This is a genomic window from Streptomyces sp. NPDC093071 (genome assembly GCF_044754545.1).
Classification (GTDB): Bacteria; Actinomycetota; Actinomycetes; order Streptomycetales; family Streptomycetaceae; genus Streptomyces.
In genome coordinates this window covers 63363-80989 of sequence record NZ_JBIVPH010000002.1, presented here as the reverse complement: position 1 = coordinate 80989, position 17627 = coordinate 63363, and the positions used below count along the sequence as shown (strand labels likewise).

Sequence of the window (17627 nt, the reverse complement as noted above, 5' to 3'; positions counted from 1 at the left end):
GCGCGTACGTGCCGGCCATGAGCGTCTCGCCTGACCCGGCCGTGGAGGGTCCGCCACCCGTGGTGAAACCCTGGGCCCGTACCTGAACCCCGAAGACCAGGCCGGCCAAACCCGACTGCCCGGCATCTCCCCATCAGCCTGTCCGCAGCAGAGGACCGAAGCAGAACCGCGGACACGGTCGGAAGGAGCCGCCAGGGCGGGGAGTGCGGCGGACCCGTCACCTGCGGGCCGGAGCACAGCGAAAGGCCCCGACCCCCGGGCAACGGTTCTACGGCTGCGGTGAGCGCAGCGGACGAAGCGTCACCCCATTGCCCACCACCTCCTCGGCCCGTGCTTGTTTCCGTTTCTCACTCCGGGGCATCCGGCGGTCATGGACACCTCAGCGCACGCCGAAGAAGTGGTCGAGACCCAGGGCGACGAGCACCATGTCGTCCTCAGCGCCGACACCAACGGTGACGGCAAGCCCGACGTGTGGATGACCGACACCACCGGTGACGGGAAGGCCGATCTCTATCAGTTCGACACCACCGGCGACGGACAGGTCGACGTCACCATCGTCGAACGCGCCCGACAGTCCGGCACCGACCGCCTGGTCGTCGAAGGCGATGCCGGCCACCCGCAACAGGTCTGACCCGTCCCCGCCTCCCGTGCCGCTCTCGCACCCGACGGAACACCGCGGACACGCGCGTACGGCACTCTCCCGAAAGGACCCGCACATGCTCGGCATGGCCGCCGCCGTACTGTTCTTCATCTCCTTCCTGATCAACGCAGCCGACATCGGCACCAACGACGTCTTCTCCTCCACCAACGTCATGCTCCTCGGCCTCACCGCCCTGGCCCTCCACCTCGCCGGCATCGGAACCGCCCGCACCACCCACACCACCACCGGTAGACGCCGACCCTGGTCCCGCTCCTGACCCTGCGCAGGACCGCAGGAGGAACGGTTCCGTCCTCCCTTCGGTGGTGGCGGCGAGCCATGACAGCAGCGGGCGGGTCGGCGGCCAGGCAACCTCGGGCCGGCACCTTCACCACCGCGTCGGACACGAGCGGGTCCCTTCCGAACTGCTGCCGAAAGGCTGGTCTACGACGTGAACGGGCCCTGACGCACCCTGCCGTACTCCGGGGTGGCACAGGCGGCACCGATCATCCTGACGATGGCCGTGACCACGGCCGCGGGGACGCCGCCGCTGGCCCGGCGGGTGCTGCGGGGGACGGTCTCGTTCCGGGGCGGCCAGCCCGTCGCCCAGCCCACTCGCCCCCGCTTCGGCCGTGACCGGGACCCGCACGTCTTCACCTGCCCGAGCGACCTGGGACACCCACCCGCAGGGGTGCTCCCCTGATCCGTCCCGAAGGCGACAGCTCCGGTCGGCACGCACCGCTGCGAGCCGTCGGCACTGTTCCCGGATCTCGCCGGTACTTCCCACGGCGACCAGCCGTGACCGTTCCCGGAATCCGACTGCGACCATTCCTGCAAGTCGCCCATGTGGCCACCCCGGAGAGTGCTCCCCGCGCCCGCGGGACGGTCCCCACGTGCATCTCGCGGAGTCCGATGCGTGCTGCTGCTCTCCGCGCTTGCGGGAACAGCCGCCCTCGGTCAGCCGCGGCCGCGTCACGAGTGTCTATTTCGTGTAGTTGTAGACGGTTGCCCGGGAGACGCCGAGTCGGTCGGCGATGAGCTGTGCGGAACTGCGGGTCTCGAAGAACCCCTCGCGGTGCAGATGCCGGACCAGTTCGCGCTTCTGGTCGCGGTTGAGGCTGCGAGGGGTGCTGGAGTGCTGGGCGGCGAAGGCGTCGATGGCCGATCGGAGTTCGCGTCCGGTGCGGTCGCGCAGCGTCTCCAGTGTCCCACCCGAGCGCTCGACGTCCGTGGCGACGAGGTTGGCCAGGGTCAGCGCCAGTGGGGACAGCGTGCTGACGTCGAGGTTCAGGCAGAGGGCCGCGATGTAACGCCCGTCGGCGTTCTTGATGCCGATCGAGGTGCTCTTGGCCGGACGTCCGTCGGGGAACCGGTTGCTGTAGTTCTGGACGACACTGGGGTGGCCGGGATCAGAGACGCGGCGCAGTCCCAGCTCGGTGGCGGAGTCGCCGACCTGCCGTCCGGACAGGTTGTTCTCGATGGCGCGGATGGAGCTGTCGGGCCGGCGCAGATCGTGCAGGACGACTTCGCACAGGCCCGGGAACATGCGTCCGATGGCGACGGCGATGCGCTCGACTTCCCGTACGAGGTGCTCCTCCTGCGTCGCGGGGGACCCGTCCTTCCTCGCGGGGTGTTCGACGGTGGGACCGCCTTGGGAGTGGTCGGTCATCCCGCCCTCCTTTCTCGGTGCGGGTTCAATTCGCGGGTCCGGCGAATACAGCGGCCATCTTCTCGGCGGACTTCAGCCCCGCACCGGTGAGGACGACGACGGTCGTCTCGCCCGGTGCGATGTCGCCCGTCGCGAGGAAGTGGTCGAGGGTCGCTGCGGCGACGCTGCTGGTCGGCTCGGCGTACAGGCCCCGCGCGCTCAGTGCGCGGACCGCGGCGTGGATCTCCGCCTCCGGGACGGCGTAGGCGGATCCGTGGGAACGGCGGATGGCCTCCACCGCCTCGAGCAGCCGGACCGGGCGGGCGATCGACGCGCCTTCGGCGATCGTCGGTACCCGTTCGCCGCGGCTGGCCGGGTCGACGCCGTTGAACGTGTCGGCGATGGTCGCCCAGTGCTCGGGCTGTCCGACGAACAGGCGTGGGCGCCGGTCGATCTGGCCGACGCCGAGCAGCTCGCCGAAGGCGAGGTCGCACCCGATGACGTTGCTGCCCGCGCCGGCCACCAGGACCACGTTGTCGGGAGCGGTGAAGCCGAGGGCCTCCCACATCTCGTAGGCGATGGTCTTGGTGCCCTGGAGGAACATGGGGTGCCAGTTGTGGCTGGCGTAGGGGATCTGCTCCGACTGGCGGATCGCCTCGTCCGAGACCTCGTCGCGGGTGCCGCCCACCAGCTCGACCTCTGCTCCGTAGGCACGGGTCTGGAGGACCTTGGACTCCGAGGTGGCGGCGGGAACGATGATCTTGGCGTGGACGCCGGCGGCGGCGTAGGCGGCCACGGCGGATCCGCCGTTGCCCGAACTGTCCTCCAGTACGCGCTCGGCGCCGTGTGCCACGAGGTGGGACATCATCACCGATACGCCCCGGTCCTTGAAGCTGGAGGTCGGGTTGAACCACTCCAGCTTGAAGTGGACGCGTTGGCCCGCCCAGTCGACCGGAATCATCGGCGTGCATCCTTCGCCCAGGCTCACTCGGCGGGCGGCCTCGACGGGCAGTACCGCGTGATAGCGCCACAGGGACCGTTCGGTGGTGTCGATCTGCTCGGGACGCAAGCCGGGCAGTGCGCTGACGGCCAGAGGACCGCCGTCCTCGCCCCGCCAGCGGGGGTCATCCAGGGGGTAGCGCTTTCCGGACCGGTCGTGCAGACCGGGGGTGGTGGCGACCAAGCGCTGTCCGGCATTCATGGTCGGTTCCGATTTCTCCTCGTTCGTGGCCCTGTCGCCTGGGCCTACGGCCCGGCGGGCACTCTGCCCCTCCTGTGATAGATCAGACTTCCAATTTTAGACAGTGAGTCTAATCATTCGTCAACGTGCCACATCGCCGAGCGGTTCCGACCGTACTGTGTGCTCGTCACCTCGGGGTCGGCCGTTCGCGTCAGCTCGATCGACGGCGGTAGCGAGCCGTCCCGGGTCCGGTAGGGACCCGATCACGCAGAGGGTCGAGTCATGGCAGGGCCTCCCCCTTGCCCGCTTGAGCCGTGCCGTCATGCGGTGCGGACGGTCGCCGGGGTACGGCCCGACCGCGGCGTCGAGTGGGCCGTGATGAAAGCGGTCGCGTCCAAGCTCGCGAGCGGCACGACCGAGAAGCTGTGCAAGCGGGTCCGGCAGGACCGGGTCGACTCAGGCGCCCGGCCGGGCACGACGAGCGAGGAGCCGGCCGGGCTGAAGCAACTGAAGAAGGAGAACGCCGGGATGAAGCGGGCGAAGGGGATCATCGAGACCGCGGCGCTTTCTTCGCGGCCGAGCCCGGCCGGCCGCACACGCGCTCGTGGCTTTCATCGACACCACCGAAACCGCTCCGGTGGTGTCGAACCGATCTGCCGCGTGCTGAGCGCACACGACTGCAGGATCCCCTCCGGGTGGTAGTTGCGGCGGTGGACCGGAAGATGACTTCGTGGCTGGTCAGCGGGCAGCCCCGCCGGTTCATGGTGACGTGGGGGAAGAGCCGGTGCTCGATCTCTTTCTACTTCGATGTGCCCGGCGGCAGGTGCCGGACGGTGATCGTCAGTCCCGTTCCGGCGGCGAGGCAGGCGAGTTCGAGTTTCCAGGCCCGGGTGCGGTAGCCGTTGGAACCACCCGCATCCGCCGTGACCAGCAGCCGTGTTGCCTGCGGGTGGGCGACCTGGCCCTGGCCGTGCCACCAGCGGCGGATCGATTCCACCACGAACGCGGCGGTGTCGTGGTCCGTGCCGCCGCCGACCCGACCGGTGTTCGCCGCCGCTCGTAAATTCCGTACGGGATCGCCTTGCCCGGCTTCGGGCCGGCGAAGTCGTGCATGCTCACCGGCATGCCCGACTTCGCCCGGCACTCCAACGGCCTGCTGTGGCGCGACGACCTCCGGGACTGGCCGCAATACGACGACATCTGGACCGCCGAGACCACTCGCGTCGGCGCGGGCCGGGGATCTACGAGCAGATCGAGGCCGTCGGCAACGCCGGAGGCGCCGCCGTCGGCGACCTGATCGCGGTCGACGGCTCCGGCGTGCGGTGACTTCACCTCGGCAGGGGCGACGGCACGTTCGCCACGCGAGCCGAGGTGGGCACGGGCTGGCAGATCTACGACCGCATCACCGCCGTCGGGAACATCGCCGGCACGGCCGCCGGAGACATGGTCGCCCGCGACACCTACGGCATCCTCCGGCTCTACCGGGGCAACGGCCGCGGCGGCTTCGCCCCCCGCGTGAGGATCGGGGCGGGCTGGGGCGCCCACTCCCGGCTCGTCGGCGCCGGCGACCTCGACAACGACGGGCGCCCGGACCTGATCGCGTACGGGACGAGCGGCGCGTACGGCGCGCACGTCCACCGTTCGACGGGCAATGCCACCGCCCCCTTCAGCCGTCGGACGACGAGCCCGTACAAGTACCAGGGCCGCTACTGCAACCACGTCGCCTGAGCGCTGTCCGTGCTTCAAACGGACCGGTTCGCTCATGGCCCCCTCCTCGTCCCCGCCGGGGATCGGCGTCAGGACCGGAGCACGGATCCTCACCGACGCCGGCGACGGATCCAGCTTCCCGTCCGCCGCCCTCGGCGACCCGGGCCCACTACGACAGGAACATCACCCGGGGCAAACGCCACGCCCAGGCCCTGCTCTGCCTCGCCGGACGCCGGCCGACGTCCTCTTCGCCATGCTCCGCGACGAAAACCTTCCACGAACCCCAGTCGGCCGTTTCGGGCTGAACCTCAACACCCCCGCCACGCACCGGACGGTCACGCTCGTCGATCGAGTCCATCACGACCGGGTGAGCACAGAAGCCGTACGGACGCATGTCCTCACCGATCGACCCCCGTACCGACACGTCAGCACTCACGACAGCCACACCGCCAGACCCCCCGACACCGGCCCGATCGCCTCGACCAAAGAAATAGGGGCACGCGGATGCCCCGGCCACGGACATCCCGGACCCGCGCACAGCCACCCCGCCCGACTTCCACGTCCACTGATCACCTGCCGGGCCGAGCGCGGGTCCGGGCGCTCGTCTCAGCGCCGCTGCGGTCCGGGTAATCGCTGCCAGGCGTCCCAGCCGGCAGACGGCGGGCTGGTCCGACCGGCGTGCAGGGAGCTGAAGTCGACCGCCCGCTCCGCCATCCGCAGGCACTCGTCCGCCGCCTGCCGAACCTGTGCGGGCACGTCCCCCCATTCCCGCACCAGTGCCGTGTAGATCGGAATGCTGTCGGCTGCCGGGCCGGTGGACTCACGCTGGTGCACAGCCACCCCTTGGGGGAGAGGGAGATCGGTTGGCGAGTCTACGGACAAGCGGCCAGGCCCGTCCCGGGTTTCAAGACACCCCATGCACACGCCGGGGGTCTGCTCCATCCGCGCGAAGCCTCACGGGTACCGCCGGTCGGCGTCAGGCGACGGGGCATGCCGTACTCGGCGTGGGTGTCCTTGCGGCGGACCTACCGGCCACGAGCCCGCACAGGACATGCGCGACGACGCCGTCCTGCTTGCGCGACGCGCCTGGGGGGAAGGAAACCCGTGGACCCGGCCGCCCGCGCAGAGCGCATGGTGGACCCGGCCCGTGATCGACCCCCTAGCGAAACGGACCCTCCCGCGTGACGACCACTCCTCTGGAACCCTCGACCGCGCGTGTGCCCGGACGCGCCTGGACCGTCCGCCTGACCGGACACAGCGACCGCGCGGTCAGTGTCACCTGCACCTCGCCGTGCACGATGCCCGCCCGCTCCCGCGACCTGGCCTCCTTGCGCGCCTTCGCCGCGCAGCACGCCGCCGCCCACGCCAAGGCGGCCACCGTCCGGCCCAACGCCGCCTGTCACTGCCGCGCCGAACGCTGCGAAGCGCACCCGGGGGACAAGACGCTGTGCGCGGGCGAGGTGGTACTGATCCTGCGCCACGACCCGATCGTCGGACAGGTCTGGATCGTCGAAGAAGTCTGCGCGACGTGCGCACCCCACATCCCCCACGCCCGCATCCTGGCCCGCGCCGCAGCCCCCGCCCGACGCGCCACCGCCAAGCCGGCCACCCAGGGCCAGGACCGCGCGCAGGTACTCGCGCGCCCGGGGGCGTCCAGTCTGTTCTCTTCCGCCGGCACCGCCGAGGTGGGTACCGACACGGTCCGGCGCCCGCGCAAGCCCTACCGCCGTCCCCGCCAAAGCTGACACGCACGCTGCCGCGGTGGTGAACGGTGAGCGGGTGAAGACTCGGTTCTCCCGCCCCCTCGGCCGGCTGTTGTGACCGCGGACCCCGCAGCCGCTTCAGCTCCGGTCTCATCGGTCTCGTCCGCGCCCGGCCTGAGGGCCAGGCGGCTACGGAGACGAGACCAGCAGGGCCCGTTTCACAAGCGGATCACCAGCGAGCGTGCCGTTCGGCTGCGGCATGCCACCAGCCGGGCGGAGAGGGTGCTGTGATCCGGGCGGTCGACTGCTCGGGATGCAGCCCATGACGTCGCAGCGCGTCGGCGTGGGTGCGGACGTCGAACCAGCCGTGCCACCGGCCGTCGACGCCGGCACCGCAGGCCAGGTCCCAGCGGACCTCGGTCTGGTCGAACGGCATCCAGTCGATGCCCCGATCGCGCGGTCAAGCGCGAACGGCCGCCATCGGCCGGGGGCAGCCTGGCAGGTTCTCGTGGGCGGTGACGGTGATCCAGCCGGTGCTCGGTGTGGTCATGGTGCCCATCATGCCCGGCGCCGGTCCGACACGAAGGCCTACGGCCCTGTCAGAGCCGCTCGTTGATGACTGCGAGCGGTACGGTCGCCTCGTAACGGCCTCGAACGCGACCTCGTACACCTCACCAACCACCTCGCTGATCTGGCACGATCCCTTCCCGACACGCCTGCCTGCCGGGCCTTCACCCTCTTCGGTTCCCTGAGGGCGAGGACGGCCTGCTACGCCCCGGCGCCACCCTTCCCCGACTTCCGGATTTACGAGGGCGGCGAGCCGGCCGGCATCCGGCCGGCCCCCTTCGATTGCGTGCCGGACATCCGTACGTCCAGCTTCATGGTCACTGATTCCGCCTTGCCGTCGACCACCCGGCACGCGAGGTCGACCCCCTGCCGCCGGGTCGAGCGTCGACTGTGCCCGGGCACAGGGCGGCCCCTCGCTGTCGGTGCGTACGGGAAGGGGCCGCGCGGGTCGGTACCCGGAACCGCCGGGGTCGGTGGCGGCGGGGCGATCCGGGGAATCCGGTGTCAGGGTGAGGGGCAGGGGCCCGGGGTCCGGGTGAGGGAGGCGCGGGTGCCGCCGACGACGATGTCGGTGCCGTCGGACAGCCGGACGTGCAGGGCGTTGACGACGAGGCCGCGCCCGTCGCCGTAGACCCGCTGCTCGTTGAGGGTGACCGTGCCGAGCTGCGGGAGGGTGATGACGGTGTTCGGCGCCGGGTGGGCAGCGAGCGTGGTGTTGCCCACGCGGGCTCCGGTCAGGGTGGTCGCGCCGGTGACGGTGATCGTGCCCAGTGCCGTGGGTGCGGTCGCGGTGGCCGTGGCGCTCGCCGTGCCCGCGCTGATCAGGCCGCCGAGGAGGTGCAGTCCGTTGACGGTGGCGGTTGAGGTGGCCGTACGGGTGCTACCGGCGCCCGCGGTGCCCGCCGCGTGGGTCGTGGCGGAGCTGAACGAGCCGGTGGAGGAGCCGACGTGGGTGTTGCCGAGCTGGGCGCCGTCGGTGGCCGGGTCCTCGGTGCAGGTGACGTCCGAAGGGGCCAGCGGCGCGATCGGGGCGGCCGTGACGGCCCGGGCGTGCGCGTCCATGAGCAGTGCCACGAACGTCACCGAGGTGCAGCCGGGCGGGTCGATGCCGCGCCGGGCGGTGGTCGCCGCGGCGCACAGGGCGTACGTGCCGCTGCGGGCCGAGGTCACCCGGACCGTGATCGTGCAGGACTCCTGCCCGGCGGCGAGGTCGCCGCCGGAGGTGAGACCGTGCCCGCCGGGGTCGACGGTGACCGTGCCGGAAGGACAGTTGGTGGTGGCGGAGCCGGGGTCGGCGACGAGCCCGGACGGCAGCTGCTCGGTGAAGGACCAGCCGCGCTTCGCCGCCTTCTCGCTGGTGTTGGTGACGGTGAAGGTCAGCGTGGTCGGGTCGCCGGCGCCCACCGGGTCGGGGTCGAAGGCCGTACTGAGCCGCGGGGTGGCGTCCAGGATCCGGAGGTTGTCGATCGCACCGTCGTTACCGGTCCCGCTGGCCTGAGCGTTGACCATGCGGACACCGACCGAGGGGCCGGAGAAGAGCACGGCGTCGTCGCCCGCGTAGGTGCCGACGTGCGTGCCGTTCGCGGTGACCGTATCGGCGTCGGTGCACGTGTCGATGGGATCGGTGAACGCCGGGACGGCCCGCTCTCCGTCGAGCAGGGAGAACTCCAGCAGCGGGTGCGCGGCGAAGCAGTTGACGGCCGCCGCGTCCACCGAGAAGGTCAGAAAGCGGTCGGTCGCCGCCACCGGCACCGGCTGCACCGTCTCCAGCTGCGTCTTTCCGGCTCCCGGGTTTCCCGCGGTGTACGCGGTGACGGCGTGGTTGTCGGCCGGGTCGCCGCCGGCCCATTCGGCCAGCGCCGACGCCATGGCCTGCTGAGAGGGCCAGGACGCCCCGCAGCCGCTGCCGGCCGGGGCGGTGACGGGGTCGGCCGCCGAGACCAGCCAGCCGTTGCAGGCGGTCAGCCAGGCCGGATCGGCGGTGTACGTCTCGGCGAGCGGCGGAGCCCCGGTGTACGAGGTCAGCAGGCGGGGAGCCCCAGGGGCGTTCTCGAATCCCTCCTCGAAGAGCACGGTCGCCGCGCGGGGCACCGGCGCGGAGACGGCCGCGGTTCCGGTGGGCGCGGGTGCGGCGGCCGCGGGCAACGCGGCGGCCAGCACCGCCACGCACGCCAGGCCGGACGTCACGACGGCACGCAGGAACGGTACGGTCCGGCGCGGCCGACCCGGTAAGTGTCTGTACACGTCTTCCCCTCCTCGATCCGTCCCGCAGACCGCAACCGCAGCGTGCGGGGCGCCTGTCGTCGAACAGCGCGGGCCGCCCGACGGCCGCGGCCCGACCCGGCAGGCGATGCCCGGCCGCGAAACGGTCACCAGTCTGGCCGTCGCGCCCGGACCCGGCAGCAGCGCACACAGGAGGGCAGGGCGGCGCGCGCCGGGCGCACGCGCCGTCAGATCCTCTTCCGGCTACGCCGAGGGACTGCCGCCTCGGGCATCCGGCCGAGACGGATCCGCCGACGACCACCGTCCCGGCCGCATCAGCCCCGAGAGTGACCAGCCGCCGTTTCCCCGGGCTGCCGCCTCTCTCGCCTGCCCGGCCCCCGCACCGGTGCCGTCTTCGCCTTCGGGCGCAGCGCGGCGAGCGGAGAGCGCCTGCCCTTCCCGTCCCGGCGGAGCTCCTCCCGGTCGACCTCGGGGTGGAGCCCCGGACGGTCGGTCATGGCCGGGTGGTGGGGACCGCGTCTCGCGCAGTGATCATCGGCAACCGCCGGATCCCGGGGCTGTCGGCCGATGTGATCGCTGAACTCGTTTCCGAGTCGGGTCTGTTGTGGCACGGGCGTCACCAGGCCGGGCTTGTCTCCCGGCCGCGGCGGCGAGCGGTGGGCGCCGGTGCGAAGCACCGGTTCGTGTTCGCCGACCGGCTCCTGGCCGCTCCCGTCCATCTCCGCCACGGCGCCACTCGCGATGTGCCGGCCTGCTGGTTCGGCGTGGACCGTTCCACCGTCACCCGGGCCATCGGTGAGGTGCGGCCGCCACCCGCCGAACGGGGGTGCGCGATCAGCCCCCGACGTCCGGCTGCGAACGCTGGCTGGGGTCATCGATCGCCTCGGCGCCCGTGGGCAGACCGGCATCGCCGACGGCACCGGGGTCCGGGTTGGTCGGCCCGCTGTCGGCCGCAAGGATCGGAATCGCTTCATGTCCGGCAAGAACAAGCAGAACGTGGCGAAGACCGTGGTCTTCACCGATGGGGACGGGCGGCTGCCGTTCTGCAGCCCGACCAAACCCGGAAGCTGCGCGGACATCACCCACGCCCGCGAATCAGGCCTGGTCAAGCTCCTGGCCGACGGTCAAGCGGTCGAGATCCTTGCCGGCGCCGGCCACCGAGGACCCGGAGCACAGACCGGCGGACGCGTGGTGACGCCACCGCACCGCAAGTTCAAGAAGAACGATGTGCAGTCCCCATGCGGGACAGGGCCGTTTCTTACGGTGCCGGAACGGTTCAGGGTGTCGGTCTACCGGGGCGGGTTCGGTTCGGGTGTGGTGAGAGCGCGGTCGTAGAGGCTGAACAGATGGAGCCGGCTGCGGGTTTCGTGCTGTCCTGTGATGAGGGTGTTCCAGCACCGTGCCGCCAGTGCGCGGGCGTGGGTGCCGGGCCAGGGCTGGGGGAGCAGTTCGGGGGGCAGCAGCGGATCGGGGTCCATCGCGGTGGTGAAGGCGGTTGCCAGTTCGACGGTGTACGTCAGCCGCTGGGTTGCGGTGGGTGGGGCGGCTGGTTGGGACAGTCTGGTCAGGCGGTCCGTGGCGAGTGCCGCGAGTGTCTTGTGGCGCTCGGCGATCGACTGGAGCGGCCAGAGCAGGGCGGCCAACCGGGCGGGTTCGGTTTCTTCGCCCACTCGCAGATCGCGGCTGGTGAGGCGGGTGAGGGAGGGCAGGACGCCGAGGCGGCGGGCGTGGGCCTCGACGGTGTCACCGATTTCGTTGGCGCTGACGTAGAGGCCTCCTTGGAGGGGGGCCGCGCCGAGGTGGAGCAGGGTGTCGCGCAGGGTGTCGCGGGCCTGCCGCGAGGTCTCGGAGATGGCGAAGGCGAACAGGTGCCAGGTTCCGTCCCAGGGGGCGAGCCCCTGGTCCTGTCGGTAGGCGTGGCGCACGTACTCCACGTTCGGCGCGATGGAGCCGGTCGCGTCGGTGGTGGCGCGCAGCACCGCCTTGCGTCCCCGGCCTTCCCGGGTGAACCGCCCCTCGGTGACCAGTCGTTTGACGCACAGTCTGACCTGCTGGTCGGTCATGCCGAGCGTCTGGGCGACCGCGTACAGTTCGCCGGCGTCGACGGTGCCGTCCTCGCGGACGAGGCCGAACACCAGGGTCCGGGTGCTGATCCCGGGCGTGGCGGGATCCGCCGCGGAGGCGCCCGCGGGCCTGGTCGTCATCGCCGCTGCTCCAAGGTGTCGCCGGATGGGCCGCCGCTCGGGCGGCCCGGGACGGCGCGATGCATCGTAGTCACGGCGCCGAACCCCATGAGCCCCCTGAGGTACGGTGTCCGCTCGGTACGCACGGCGGTGAAGCCGTGCCGCTCGTACAGCGCGCGGGCGCGGGGGTTGACGTCGATGACGTCCAGGCGGACCCGGCGGCAGCCCTGTTCGGCCGCGATGGTCGCGATCTCGGCCAGCAGCAGGCCGCCGATGCCGGCGCTCCGATGGGCGGGGTCGACGGCGATGCCGTCCATGACCAGTTCCCCCGGCCCCGGGGTGCGATCGAGCAGGGCCAGCACGGCGAGCCGGGGCATCCCGCGCATGAGCCCGTAGGCGGAGAGCACGTCGCGTATGCCGCCGCCGGTCAGGCCGCGCCCTGAGAGCCGGTAGCCGGCCACGCCCACGACACGGCTTCCGTCGTGGGTGAGGGCGACGGCGGCGCGGTCGTGGTGGAGGTGACGGGCGATGAAGGCACGGCCGTGTTCCGGCGGGCCCAGAGCGGCGCCGAGCTTGCGGCCGAACGCCTCCCAGTACAACGCGGCCACCTGGTCCTCGGTTTGCCGGGGCACGACGCGCCGGATGGTGACTGCCGGGTCCATGTTTCCTCCTCGCACTCTTTGAACGATCATAGTACGGTCGAAAGGGAAACGATCGTTTCCGGTCTGATAGATATTTGTCTGGAGGGGAGATGGCACCGAAAGGCGCTCTACGCCGCCGGGTGGTCCGGATCGTGCTTGCGACGCTGGCCGCGCTGGCGGTCACGGCAGCGGGCCTGGGCGGGCTGGTGGTCTGGCAGAACACCTACGACGTCCGCGAAGAAGCCGTGACGATACGGCGGGGCGGCCAGGTCCTGGAGGGGGTTCTGGCCCTGCCGAAGCAGGGAAAGGGGCCCTTCCCGCTCGTGGTCTTCGTGCACGGCGACGGACCCGTCGATGCCACGCACGACACCTTCTACCGGCCGATCTGGGAGTCCTTCGCCCGCGCCGGCTACGCCTCACTGTCCTGGAACAAGCCGGGCGTGAAAGGCGCGCCCGGCGACTGGCTCGACCAGTCCATGGACGACCGCGCCCGGGAGGCCGTCGACGCCATCGCCTGGGCCCGGGAGCGACCGGACGTCGACGGCAGCCGGATCGGCCTGTGGGGCGCCAGCCAGGCCGGCTGGGTACTGCCCAAGATCGCTGCCAAGGACCTCGGGGTCCGCTTCGCCATCGTCGTCTCACCCGCCGTCAACTGGCACCGGCAAGGCCGCTACAACCTCTTTGCCGAACTGCGCCGTGACGGCGCCTCCGACACCGAGATCACCGCCGCCCTGCGCCGCCGCGAGACCGGGTTGGAACTGCTGGGGCGGGGCGCCTCGTACGAGGAGTACGTACGCGCCGTCGGCGATCCGCAGGGCATGACGGCCGCCCGCTGGAGGTTCGTCTCCAAAAACCACACCGCCGACGCGAGCGCCGACCTGCCCGCACTGCGCCGCACGCCCGTCCTGCTGGTGCTCGCCGGACACGACGTGAACGTGGACACCGCCGACAGCGAGGCCACCTACCGTCGGCTCCTGCCGGAGCCCGCGTTGCGCGTCGCCCACTACCCGGACGCCACCCACGGCATGGTCAAGCACGACGTGGAGAACTCCTCACTCCGCCTCACCCTGACCGCGCTGTGCGCGCCCAGAGCCCTGTTCGCGGACGGCTTCCTCGAAGACCAACGACAGTTCCTGGCCTCCGTCAGCGCCCAAGGAGCGAAACGATGACCGTCCGGCCCGCGGCAGGGCCCCACAGCGGGGCCGCCGGCCGAGGCGGCAGCACCGCGGCGCCTCTCCGACACCGAGTTCTACCCGCTCTTCGGCTACGGCTTCACCCTCCAGCCGGCCTCCGCGGACCGCGACGGTGCCACCTTCCCGCCCCGCTTCCCGCGGCGTTGCGCCGGCCTGTTCGGTCTCGGGCTCCGCCACGCCCTCCTGCTCCTCTCCGGCGACGTCCCCACCATCTACGCCGTACTCGGCCCTCATCCTGTTCGCCGTTCACCGGATCCGGCCGCGCACCGCGATACGCGCCGCCGTCGCCCCGTTCACCCTCACCGTCCGTCGCCGGCGAAGCCGCCGCCCGGTTCGACGCCGCACTGACCGCCCCCCTGGCCTTCCCCGGTCCGGTGTCTGCCGGCCGTTGCGCGCGATGCCGCATCCACCGGCCGACCGTGATCCGTGCGATGTCCACCGCGCCAGGAGGCGGTCGGCACGACGGCGAGCCCGGCTTCGACCAGGTCATCGCCGTCGTACATGGCCTTGTCGCCGATCTGCGGGCCGCTGAGGCCGTCGAAGGAGTCCTCCGGGCCAGGCGTGCTCGGGCCGGGGCCTCCGGCGTCCGCAGAGCTCTTCGAGTCCGCGCCGGTGTCGGCGGGTCCGCAGGCGGCGAGTGTGGTGACAGCGGTCGATATGAGTATCGCCGCGACGACGCGGCGGTTGCCGCAGTACTTCATGGTGCGAGGCTCCCTCCCCTGTTGAACCCGCTCTGTAGGGGGTGGGTGCGACATAACAGCTGGTGGTGCGGGCCTGGAGCGCGTTTCCGTGAGGTCGAGCCCGGCACGGAACCGGAGTGAGGGGGGCGAGTGCGGCCGTAGCGTGTTTGAAGATGGCCACGGGAGAGGCCTGGGTGACGTCGTGAACCTCTATGAGCTGTCCGGTCGATCATGTGGCGAAACCGGTCGGTGATCTCGGGTACGGCCTGGCAAAGGGGGCTGTCGATGTGTGATCGCGACCGCACGCGATACGAACATGTCTGCGATGTCCTCTGTGATTCCGTCATGATCACGTCGTCCATCGACCCCGACTCGCAGAGCTTCGCCGCCGGCCAGGCGATAGGGGCGCTCCTGGTCACCGCGGTAGCCGTGGCCGTCATCCGGGTCACCACCAAAGCCTGGCGCCGCGGCCCGGTGCCGACCGGCGCGGTCACCGCCGAGCAGGCCGTGGCTCTTGCCATACGTCGCGAGAACATCGTCCGCGGCGTTCTGCCGGCTGTTGCGGCCGCGGGTCTGATACGGGCGTTCAGCTACGAGGGAGAGCCGCCTGCCGCCGAGGCGGCCCCCGTCCTCCAAGCGCCCGCAGTCCAGGCCCCTTCCGGTGCGGCAGCGTCCCCGGAGACCGAGCGCGCCGTCGATGCCGCCCCACGCGTCGGCGGATACCGGCTGCTGTCCGGCGCGGAAGCCACCGAGTACGAGCAGATGACCTCCGGGAAGGAGCCGTCGGGCGAACGATGGTTCCACGACGGCCCCGGGGAAGGCCCGGTGGGCGCCGTGCTCCAGATCGGCACCGTCGAATGGGTCGCGGAGTCGGCCGAGGCGAATCGCTCGCACACCATGGCCCACGAGATGCGCAACGTCTTCGCCGGGGCACGGGCGACGGAGGTCGCCGCGTTCGAGGCGGGCCCCTGGGGCGGTCGGCTGAGCTGTGGCTCCATGGCATCGGCCACCGGACGCCCGATCCTGTGCGCGTGGACCGACTCCGGCACATCCGCCCGGGTGATGCTGGCGGACGAGGAGAGCCTCTCCGGGGCCGCAGAGATCGCCCTGCGCTTCCGTAGCGGTTCGGACAAACGGGATTGAGCACGTTTCGTCCGGGATGGTTGCAGGTCGACGGGGTGTGGACGGCTTGGGCGATGGTGCCGACGGCGGGTGGGGCATCCGGCTCGGCGGAGGACGTGCCAGGGCTTCAGCCGTGCGAAGGCTCGTTCCCCCGGAGCCCTCAGCCGTGTGCGGCCGCAGATGAACCGCTGGTGGTGCTCGGGCTGTTCGTGGCGGTAGGACGGGGTGCGCAAGACGGCGTCGGCGCCCTGGTAGGCGGAGTCCGCGGGGTCCGCGGGAACGAGGGCCTGCCGGGTGAGGCAGGACCGGACGACGGCCGTGGGACCGGGCCGCGGTCAGGTCGTGGGTGCGGTCCGGTCCGGTGCCGCACGGGAGAACTACAGCGATGTGCCGTCGGGGCGGGCGGTGACCTGCACGTTCATGCCGTGCTTGCGGTGTTTCGCCGAGTGGTACGGCTCGCCCGCACGGATCCGGTCGGTGGGAATCAGGGCGGCTGTCAACGATGACGCGGTCGCCTTCACCGAGGCCGGTGGGGGTTTCGTGGAAGCCGGGTGCCCGGCCGGCCAGGACGTCCGGGGTCTCGTCCACGTATCGCCAGGCGGTGGCCCCGGATATTCCGAAACCTGCTCCGGGCTGCGAGAACGCCTCGTTCTTGCGCAGGCGGACGAGGGTGAGCAGGGCCTGCTGGAAGCAGGTGAGCTTGCGTCGGCGCGTGTGGCGGGCCTGGCGGCGCTCGTGCGGCAGCCAGGCGACATGCTCGACGAGCTCGTGCGGGACGCCGGGCGTGACAGGACACGGAGACCTTCAGGGCCCCTTCGGGCGCCGGTGTGAGAGTGGAATCGTCCCGCCGACGACAAGGGGCCCTGCCTCGTTGCCCCTCCTGCCGAGAAGCCCGCTTCATCGTCCGACACGGGCGGAACGAGGTTGACCGATCTGTTCGACGTGCGCTGGCGGCAGGACTCCTTGCCCCAGGAGTCGGATGAGACCCAGGAGACTCTCGACTCCCTCGAACACAAGGCCGTCCAGCTGATGGCCATCGGCCTCCTGGACGAAGCCATCTCCCGGCAGGGAGGACTCCCGGTCCGCACCACCCGCTGGATTATCGGCAAGCCGCCCCGGCGCCTGGGCGCGAGCAGCGGGTTCCGGGCGGGCGTTTCGGCCGACCGGAACGGCCGGATCCGCGCATGAGGTCCCGCATCGGGGGCAGCGCTTACTCCAGGCCGCATCAGTCTGTGCGGGTTGCTCCCGACCGATGCGATTTTTCCCCTCTCGGCCCTCCCCGGCCCGACCCATGAGGATGGCGACATGTTGCAGGTCTGCCTCAACGGCCCGCGCGGACGTGCCGAATCACCCGCTCTTCCGGTCACTCCCGGCCAACTGGCGCAGGCAGCCCGTGCCGCCGTCGCCGCCGGGGCTGAGAACATCCATCTGCACCCCAAGGACAGCGAAGGCCAGGACACGTTGGAGGCGGCCGCCGTCGCCGCCGCCGTCAGCGCCGTGCGAGCCGCCGTCCCCGGCGTCCCCGTCGGCGTCACCACCGGCTCTTGGGCCAGCTCCGACCCGGGAGAACGTATCGCGCGGATCGCCGCATGGACCGTGCTGCCCGACCACGCCTCCGTCAACTGGCACGAAGACGGCGCCCGCGAAGTCGCCGGGATTCTGCTGGAACGCGGGGTCGGCGTCGAGGCCGGCATCTTCTCGGGTACAGGGGCGGCACGCGCGTTTCTGAACTGGCCGGATGCCCCACGTGTGCTGCGTGTCCTCGCCGAGGTCACCGAGACCGGGGCGCAGGAGGCGGTGGAGGTCGCGAACCGTCTGCTGGCAGAGCTCGTCCCCACGCCCGCGCAGCTGCTGCTGCACGGCCAGGACGGCTCCGCATGGTCCGTGCTGAGGCTCGCGGCGGCCCGCGGCCTGGACACCCGGATCGGCTTCGAGGACGTCCTGCACCTCCCCGACGGTACTCCGGCGCCGGACAACGCGGCCTTGGTCCGTGAGGCCCGTGCCCTCTTCACCCATCCGGGCCTCGGCCCGGCACGGACCGGTTAGTACCCCCGGAACGGGCCAGGGCAGGGTGCGCGAGGCATTTCGCCTGGAGTGCGGGGCACGCACGGCCGCGCTGGCGGGTCTCGCCCCCGGCGGACGG

20 protein-coding genes and 3 pseudogenes are annotated in these 17627 nt (G+C 71.5%); 13 read left to right on the top strand and 10 right to left on the bottom strand.

The genetic code is table 11. The features are described 5' to 3' along the window. The first annotated feature begins 370 nt into the window (after nt 1–370). The 3 genes from ACIQD7_RS06255 (at nt 371) to ACIQD7_RS06245 (ending at nt 1340) form a co-directional block, all read left to right on the top strand. Entirely contained in the window at nt 371–631 is a 261-nt protein-coding gene (locus ACIQD7_RS06255) for a hypothetical protein (RefSeq protein WP_402439857.1), read from the top strand. An 85-nt stretch (nt 632–716) separates the two neighbouring features. After that, nucleotides 717–917 (top strand): hypothetical protein, encoded by a 201-nt coding sequence (locus ACIQD7_RS06250; protein WP_402439856.1) that lies wholly within the window; start codon nt 717–719, stop codon nt 915–917. Between the two features lie 237 nt (nt 918–1154). Next, nucleotides 1155–1340: a hypothetical protein gene (locus ACIQD7_RS06245; RefSeq protein WP_402439854.1), complete on the top strand. Its 186-nt coding sequence runs from the start codon at nt 1155–1157 to the stop codon at nt 1338–1340. Between the two features lie 279 nt (nt 1341–1619). On the opposite strand, the gene ACIQD7_RS06240 is transcribed toward ACIQD7_RS06245, so the two are convergent. Both ACIQD7_RS06240 and ACIQD7_RS06235 read right to left on the bottom strand, forming a co-directional pair. Beyond that, nucleotides 1620–2306: a transcriptional regulator gene (locus tag ACIQD7_RS06240; protein ID WP_402439852.1), complete on the bottom strand. Its 687-nt coding sequence runs from the start codon at nt 2304–2306 to the stop codon at nt 1620–1622. A gap of 25 nt (nt 2307–2331) precedes the next feature. After that, entirely contained in the window at nt 2332–3486 is a 1155-nt protein-coding gene (locus ACIQD7_RS06235) for a pyridoxal-phosphate dependent enzyme (RefSeq protein WP_402439850.1), read from the bottom strand. 306 nt (nt 3487–3792) lie between these two features. Here ACIQD7_RS06235 and ACIQD7_RS06230 point away from each other — a divergent pair, with 306 nt between their 5' ends. Then, the gene (locus ACIQD7_RS06230; protein WP_402441401.1) at nt 3793–4167 is read left to right on the top strand and encodes a hypothetical protein; all 375 of its coding nucleotides are present in this window, start codon (nt 3793–3795) and stop codon (nt 4165–4167) included. Here ACIQD7_RS06230 and ACIQD7_RS06225 read toward each other — a convergent pair. Beyond that, a pseudogene (locus tag ACIQD7_RS06225) lies at nt 4151–4584 on the bottom strand (ISAzo13 family transposase); the annotation flags it as partial. The gene ACIQD7_RS06230 and the pseudogene ACIQD7_RS06225 overlap by 17 nt on opposite strands. A 39-nt stretch (nt 4585–4623) precedes the next feature. Here ACIQD7_RS06225 and ACIQD7_RS06220 point away from each other — a divergent pair. Both ACIQD7_RS06220 and ACIQD7_RS06215 read left to right on the top strand, forming a co-directional pair. Further along, on the top strand, nt 4624–4791 hold the full coding sequence (locus tag ACIQD7_RS06220) for a hypothetical protein (RefSeq protein WP_402441400.1): 168 nt from the start codon (nt 4624–4626) through the stop codon (nt 4789–4791). A 45-nt stretch (nt 4792–4836) separates the two neighbouring features. Beyond that, the gene (locus ACIQD7_RS06215; protein WP_402439848.1) at nt 4837–5193 is read left to right on the top strand and encodes an FG-GAP repeat domain-containing protein; all 357 of its coding nucleotides are present in this window, start codon (nt 4837–4839) and stop codon (nt 5191–5193) included. A gap of 585 nt (nt 5194–5778) precedes the next feature. On the opposite strand, the gene ACIQD7_RS06210 is transcribed toward ACIQD7_RS06215, so the two are convergent. After that, nucleotides 5779–6006 (bottom strand): hypothetical protein, encoded by a 228-nt coding sequence (locus ACIQD7_RS06210; RefSeq protein WP_402439846.1) that lies wholly within the window; start codon nt 6004–6006, stop codon nt 5779–5781. Nucleotides 6007–6353: 347 nt separating this feature from the next. Between ACIQD7_RS06210 and ACIQD7_RS06205 the strand changes: the two genes are divergently transcribed. Next, on the top strand, nt 6354–6917 hold the full coding sequence (locus tag ACIQD7_RS06205) for a hypothetical protein (protein WP_402439844.1): 564 nt from the start codon (nt 6354–6356) through the stop codon (nt 6915–6917). Nucleotides 6918–7104: 187 nt separating this feature from the next. Here ACIQD7_RS06205 and ACIQD7_RS06200 read toward each other — a convergent pair whose 3' ends face one another. Both ACIQD7_RS06200 and ACIQD7_RS06195 read right to left on the bottom strand, forming a co-directional pair. Then, the gene (locus tag ACIQD7_RS06200; protein WP_402439842.1) at nt 7105–7311 is read right to left on the bottom strand and encodes a hypothetical protein; all 207 of its coding nucleotides are present in this window, start codon (nt 7309–7311) and stop codon (nt 7105–7107) included. A gap of 635 nt (nt 7312–7946) precedes the next feature. Further along, on the bottom strand, nt 7947–9629 hold the full coding sequence (locus tag ACIQD7_RS06195) for a choice-of-anchor P family protein (RefSeq protein ID WP_402439840.1): 1683 nt from the start codon (nt 9627–9629) through the stop codon (nt 7947–7949). Here ACIQD7_RS06195 and ACIQD7_RS06190 point away from each other — a divergent pair. Together ACIQD7_RS06190 and ACIQD7_RS06185 are read left to right on the top strand one after the other, a co-directional pair. Continuing rightward, nucleotides 9569–10432 (top strand): annotated as a pseudogene (locus ACIQD7_RS06190) (hypothetical protein); the annotation flags it as partial. The gene ACIQD7_RS06195 and the pseudogene ACIQD7_RS06190 overlap by 61 nt on opposite strands. A 205-nt stretch (nt 10433–10637) precedes the next feature. Further along, nucleotides 10638–11000, top strand: a complete 363-nt coding sequence (locus tag ACIQD7_RS06185; RefSeq protein WP_402439838.1) for a hypothetical protein — start codon at nt 10638–10640, stop codon at nt 10998–11000. On the opposite strand, the gene ACIQD7_RS06180 is transcribed toward ACIQD7_RS06185, so the two are convergent. Together ACIQD7_RS06180 and ACIQD7_RS06175 are read right to left on the bottom strand one after the other, a co-directional pair. After that, nucleotides 10955–11869, bottom strand: a complete 915-nt coding sequence (locus tag ACIQD7_RS06180; protein WP_402439836.1) for a PaaX family transcriptional regulator C-terminal domain-containing protein — start codon at nt 11867–11869, stop codon at nt 10955–10957. The genes ACIQD7_RS06185 and ACIQD7_RS06180 overlap by 46 nt on opposite strands. After that, nucleotides 11866–12510 carry a GNAT family N-acetyltransferase gene (locus tag ACIQD7_RS06175; RefSeq protein ID WP_402439835.1) on the bottom strand — a complete coding sequence of 215 codons (645 nt, stop codon included), beginning with the start codon at nt 12508–12510 and terminating at the stop codon, nt 11866–11868. Before ACIQD7_RS06175 ends, ACIQD7_RS06180 begins: the two co-directional genes overlap by 4 nt. Nucleotides 12511–12641: 131 nt before the next feature. Between ACIQD7_RS06175 and ACIQD7_RS06170 the strand changes: the two genes are divergently transcribed. Then, nucleotides 12642–13658, top strand: a complete 1017-nt coding sequence (locus ACIQD7_RS06170; protein ID WP_402439833.1) for an alpha/beta hydrolase family protein — start codon at nt 12642–12644, stop codon at nt 13656–13658. Between the two features lie 323 nt (nt 13659–13981). Here ACIQD7_RS06170 and ACIQD7_RS06165 read toward each other — a convergent pair whose 3' ends face one another. Continuing rightward, nucleotides 13982–14383 carry a hypothetical protein gene (locus ACIQD7_RS06165; RefSeq protein WP_402439831.1) on the bottom strand — a complete coding sequence of 134 codons (402 nt, stop codon included), beginning with the start codon at nt 14381–14383 and terminating at the stop codon, nt 13982–13984. Nucleotides 14384–14707: 324 nt separating this feature from the next. On the opposite strand from ACIQD7_RS06165, the gene ACIQD7_RS06160 reads away from it, so the two are divergent. Next, nucleotides 14708–15505 carry a hypothetical protein gene (locus ACIQD7_RS06160; protein ID WP_402439829.1) on the top strand — a complete coding sequence of 266 codons (798 nt, stop codon included), beginning with the start codon at nt 14708–14710 and terminating at the stop codon, nt 15503–15505. Nucleotides 15506–15515: 10 nt separating this feature from the next. On the opposite strand, the pseudogene ACIQD7_RS06155 reads toward ACIQD7_RS06160, so the two are convergent. Next, a pseudogene (locus ACIQD7_RS06155) lies at nt 15516–16292 on the bottom strand (transposase family protein); the annotation flags it as partial. 116 nt (nt 16293–16408) lie between these two features. Here ACIQD7_RS06155 and ACIQD7_RS06150 point away from each other — a divergent pair. Then, nucleotides 16409–16672 carry a hypothetical protein gene (locus ACIQD7_RS06150; protein ID WP_402439827.1) on the top strand — a complete coding sequence of 88 codons (264 nt, stop codon included), beginning with the start codon at nt 16409–16411 and terminating at the stop codon, nt 16670–16672. A 117-nt stretch (nt 16673–16789) separates the two neighbouring features. Then, on the top strand, nt 16790–17530 hold the full coding sequence (locus ACIQD7_RS06145) for a 3-keto-5-aminohexanoate cleavage protein (protein WP_402439825.1): 741 nt from the start codon (nt 16790–16792) through the stop codon (nt 17528–17530). Nucleotides 17531–17627: the final 97 nt, after the last annotated feature.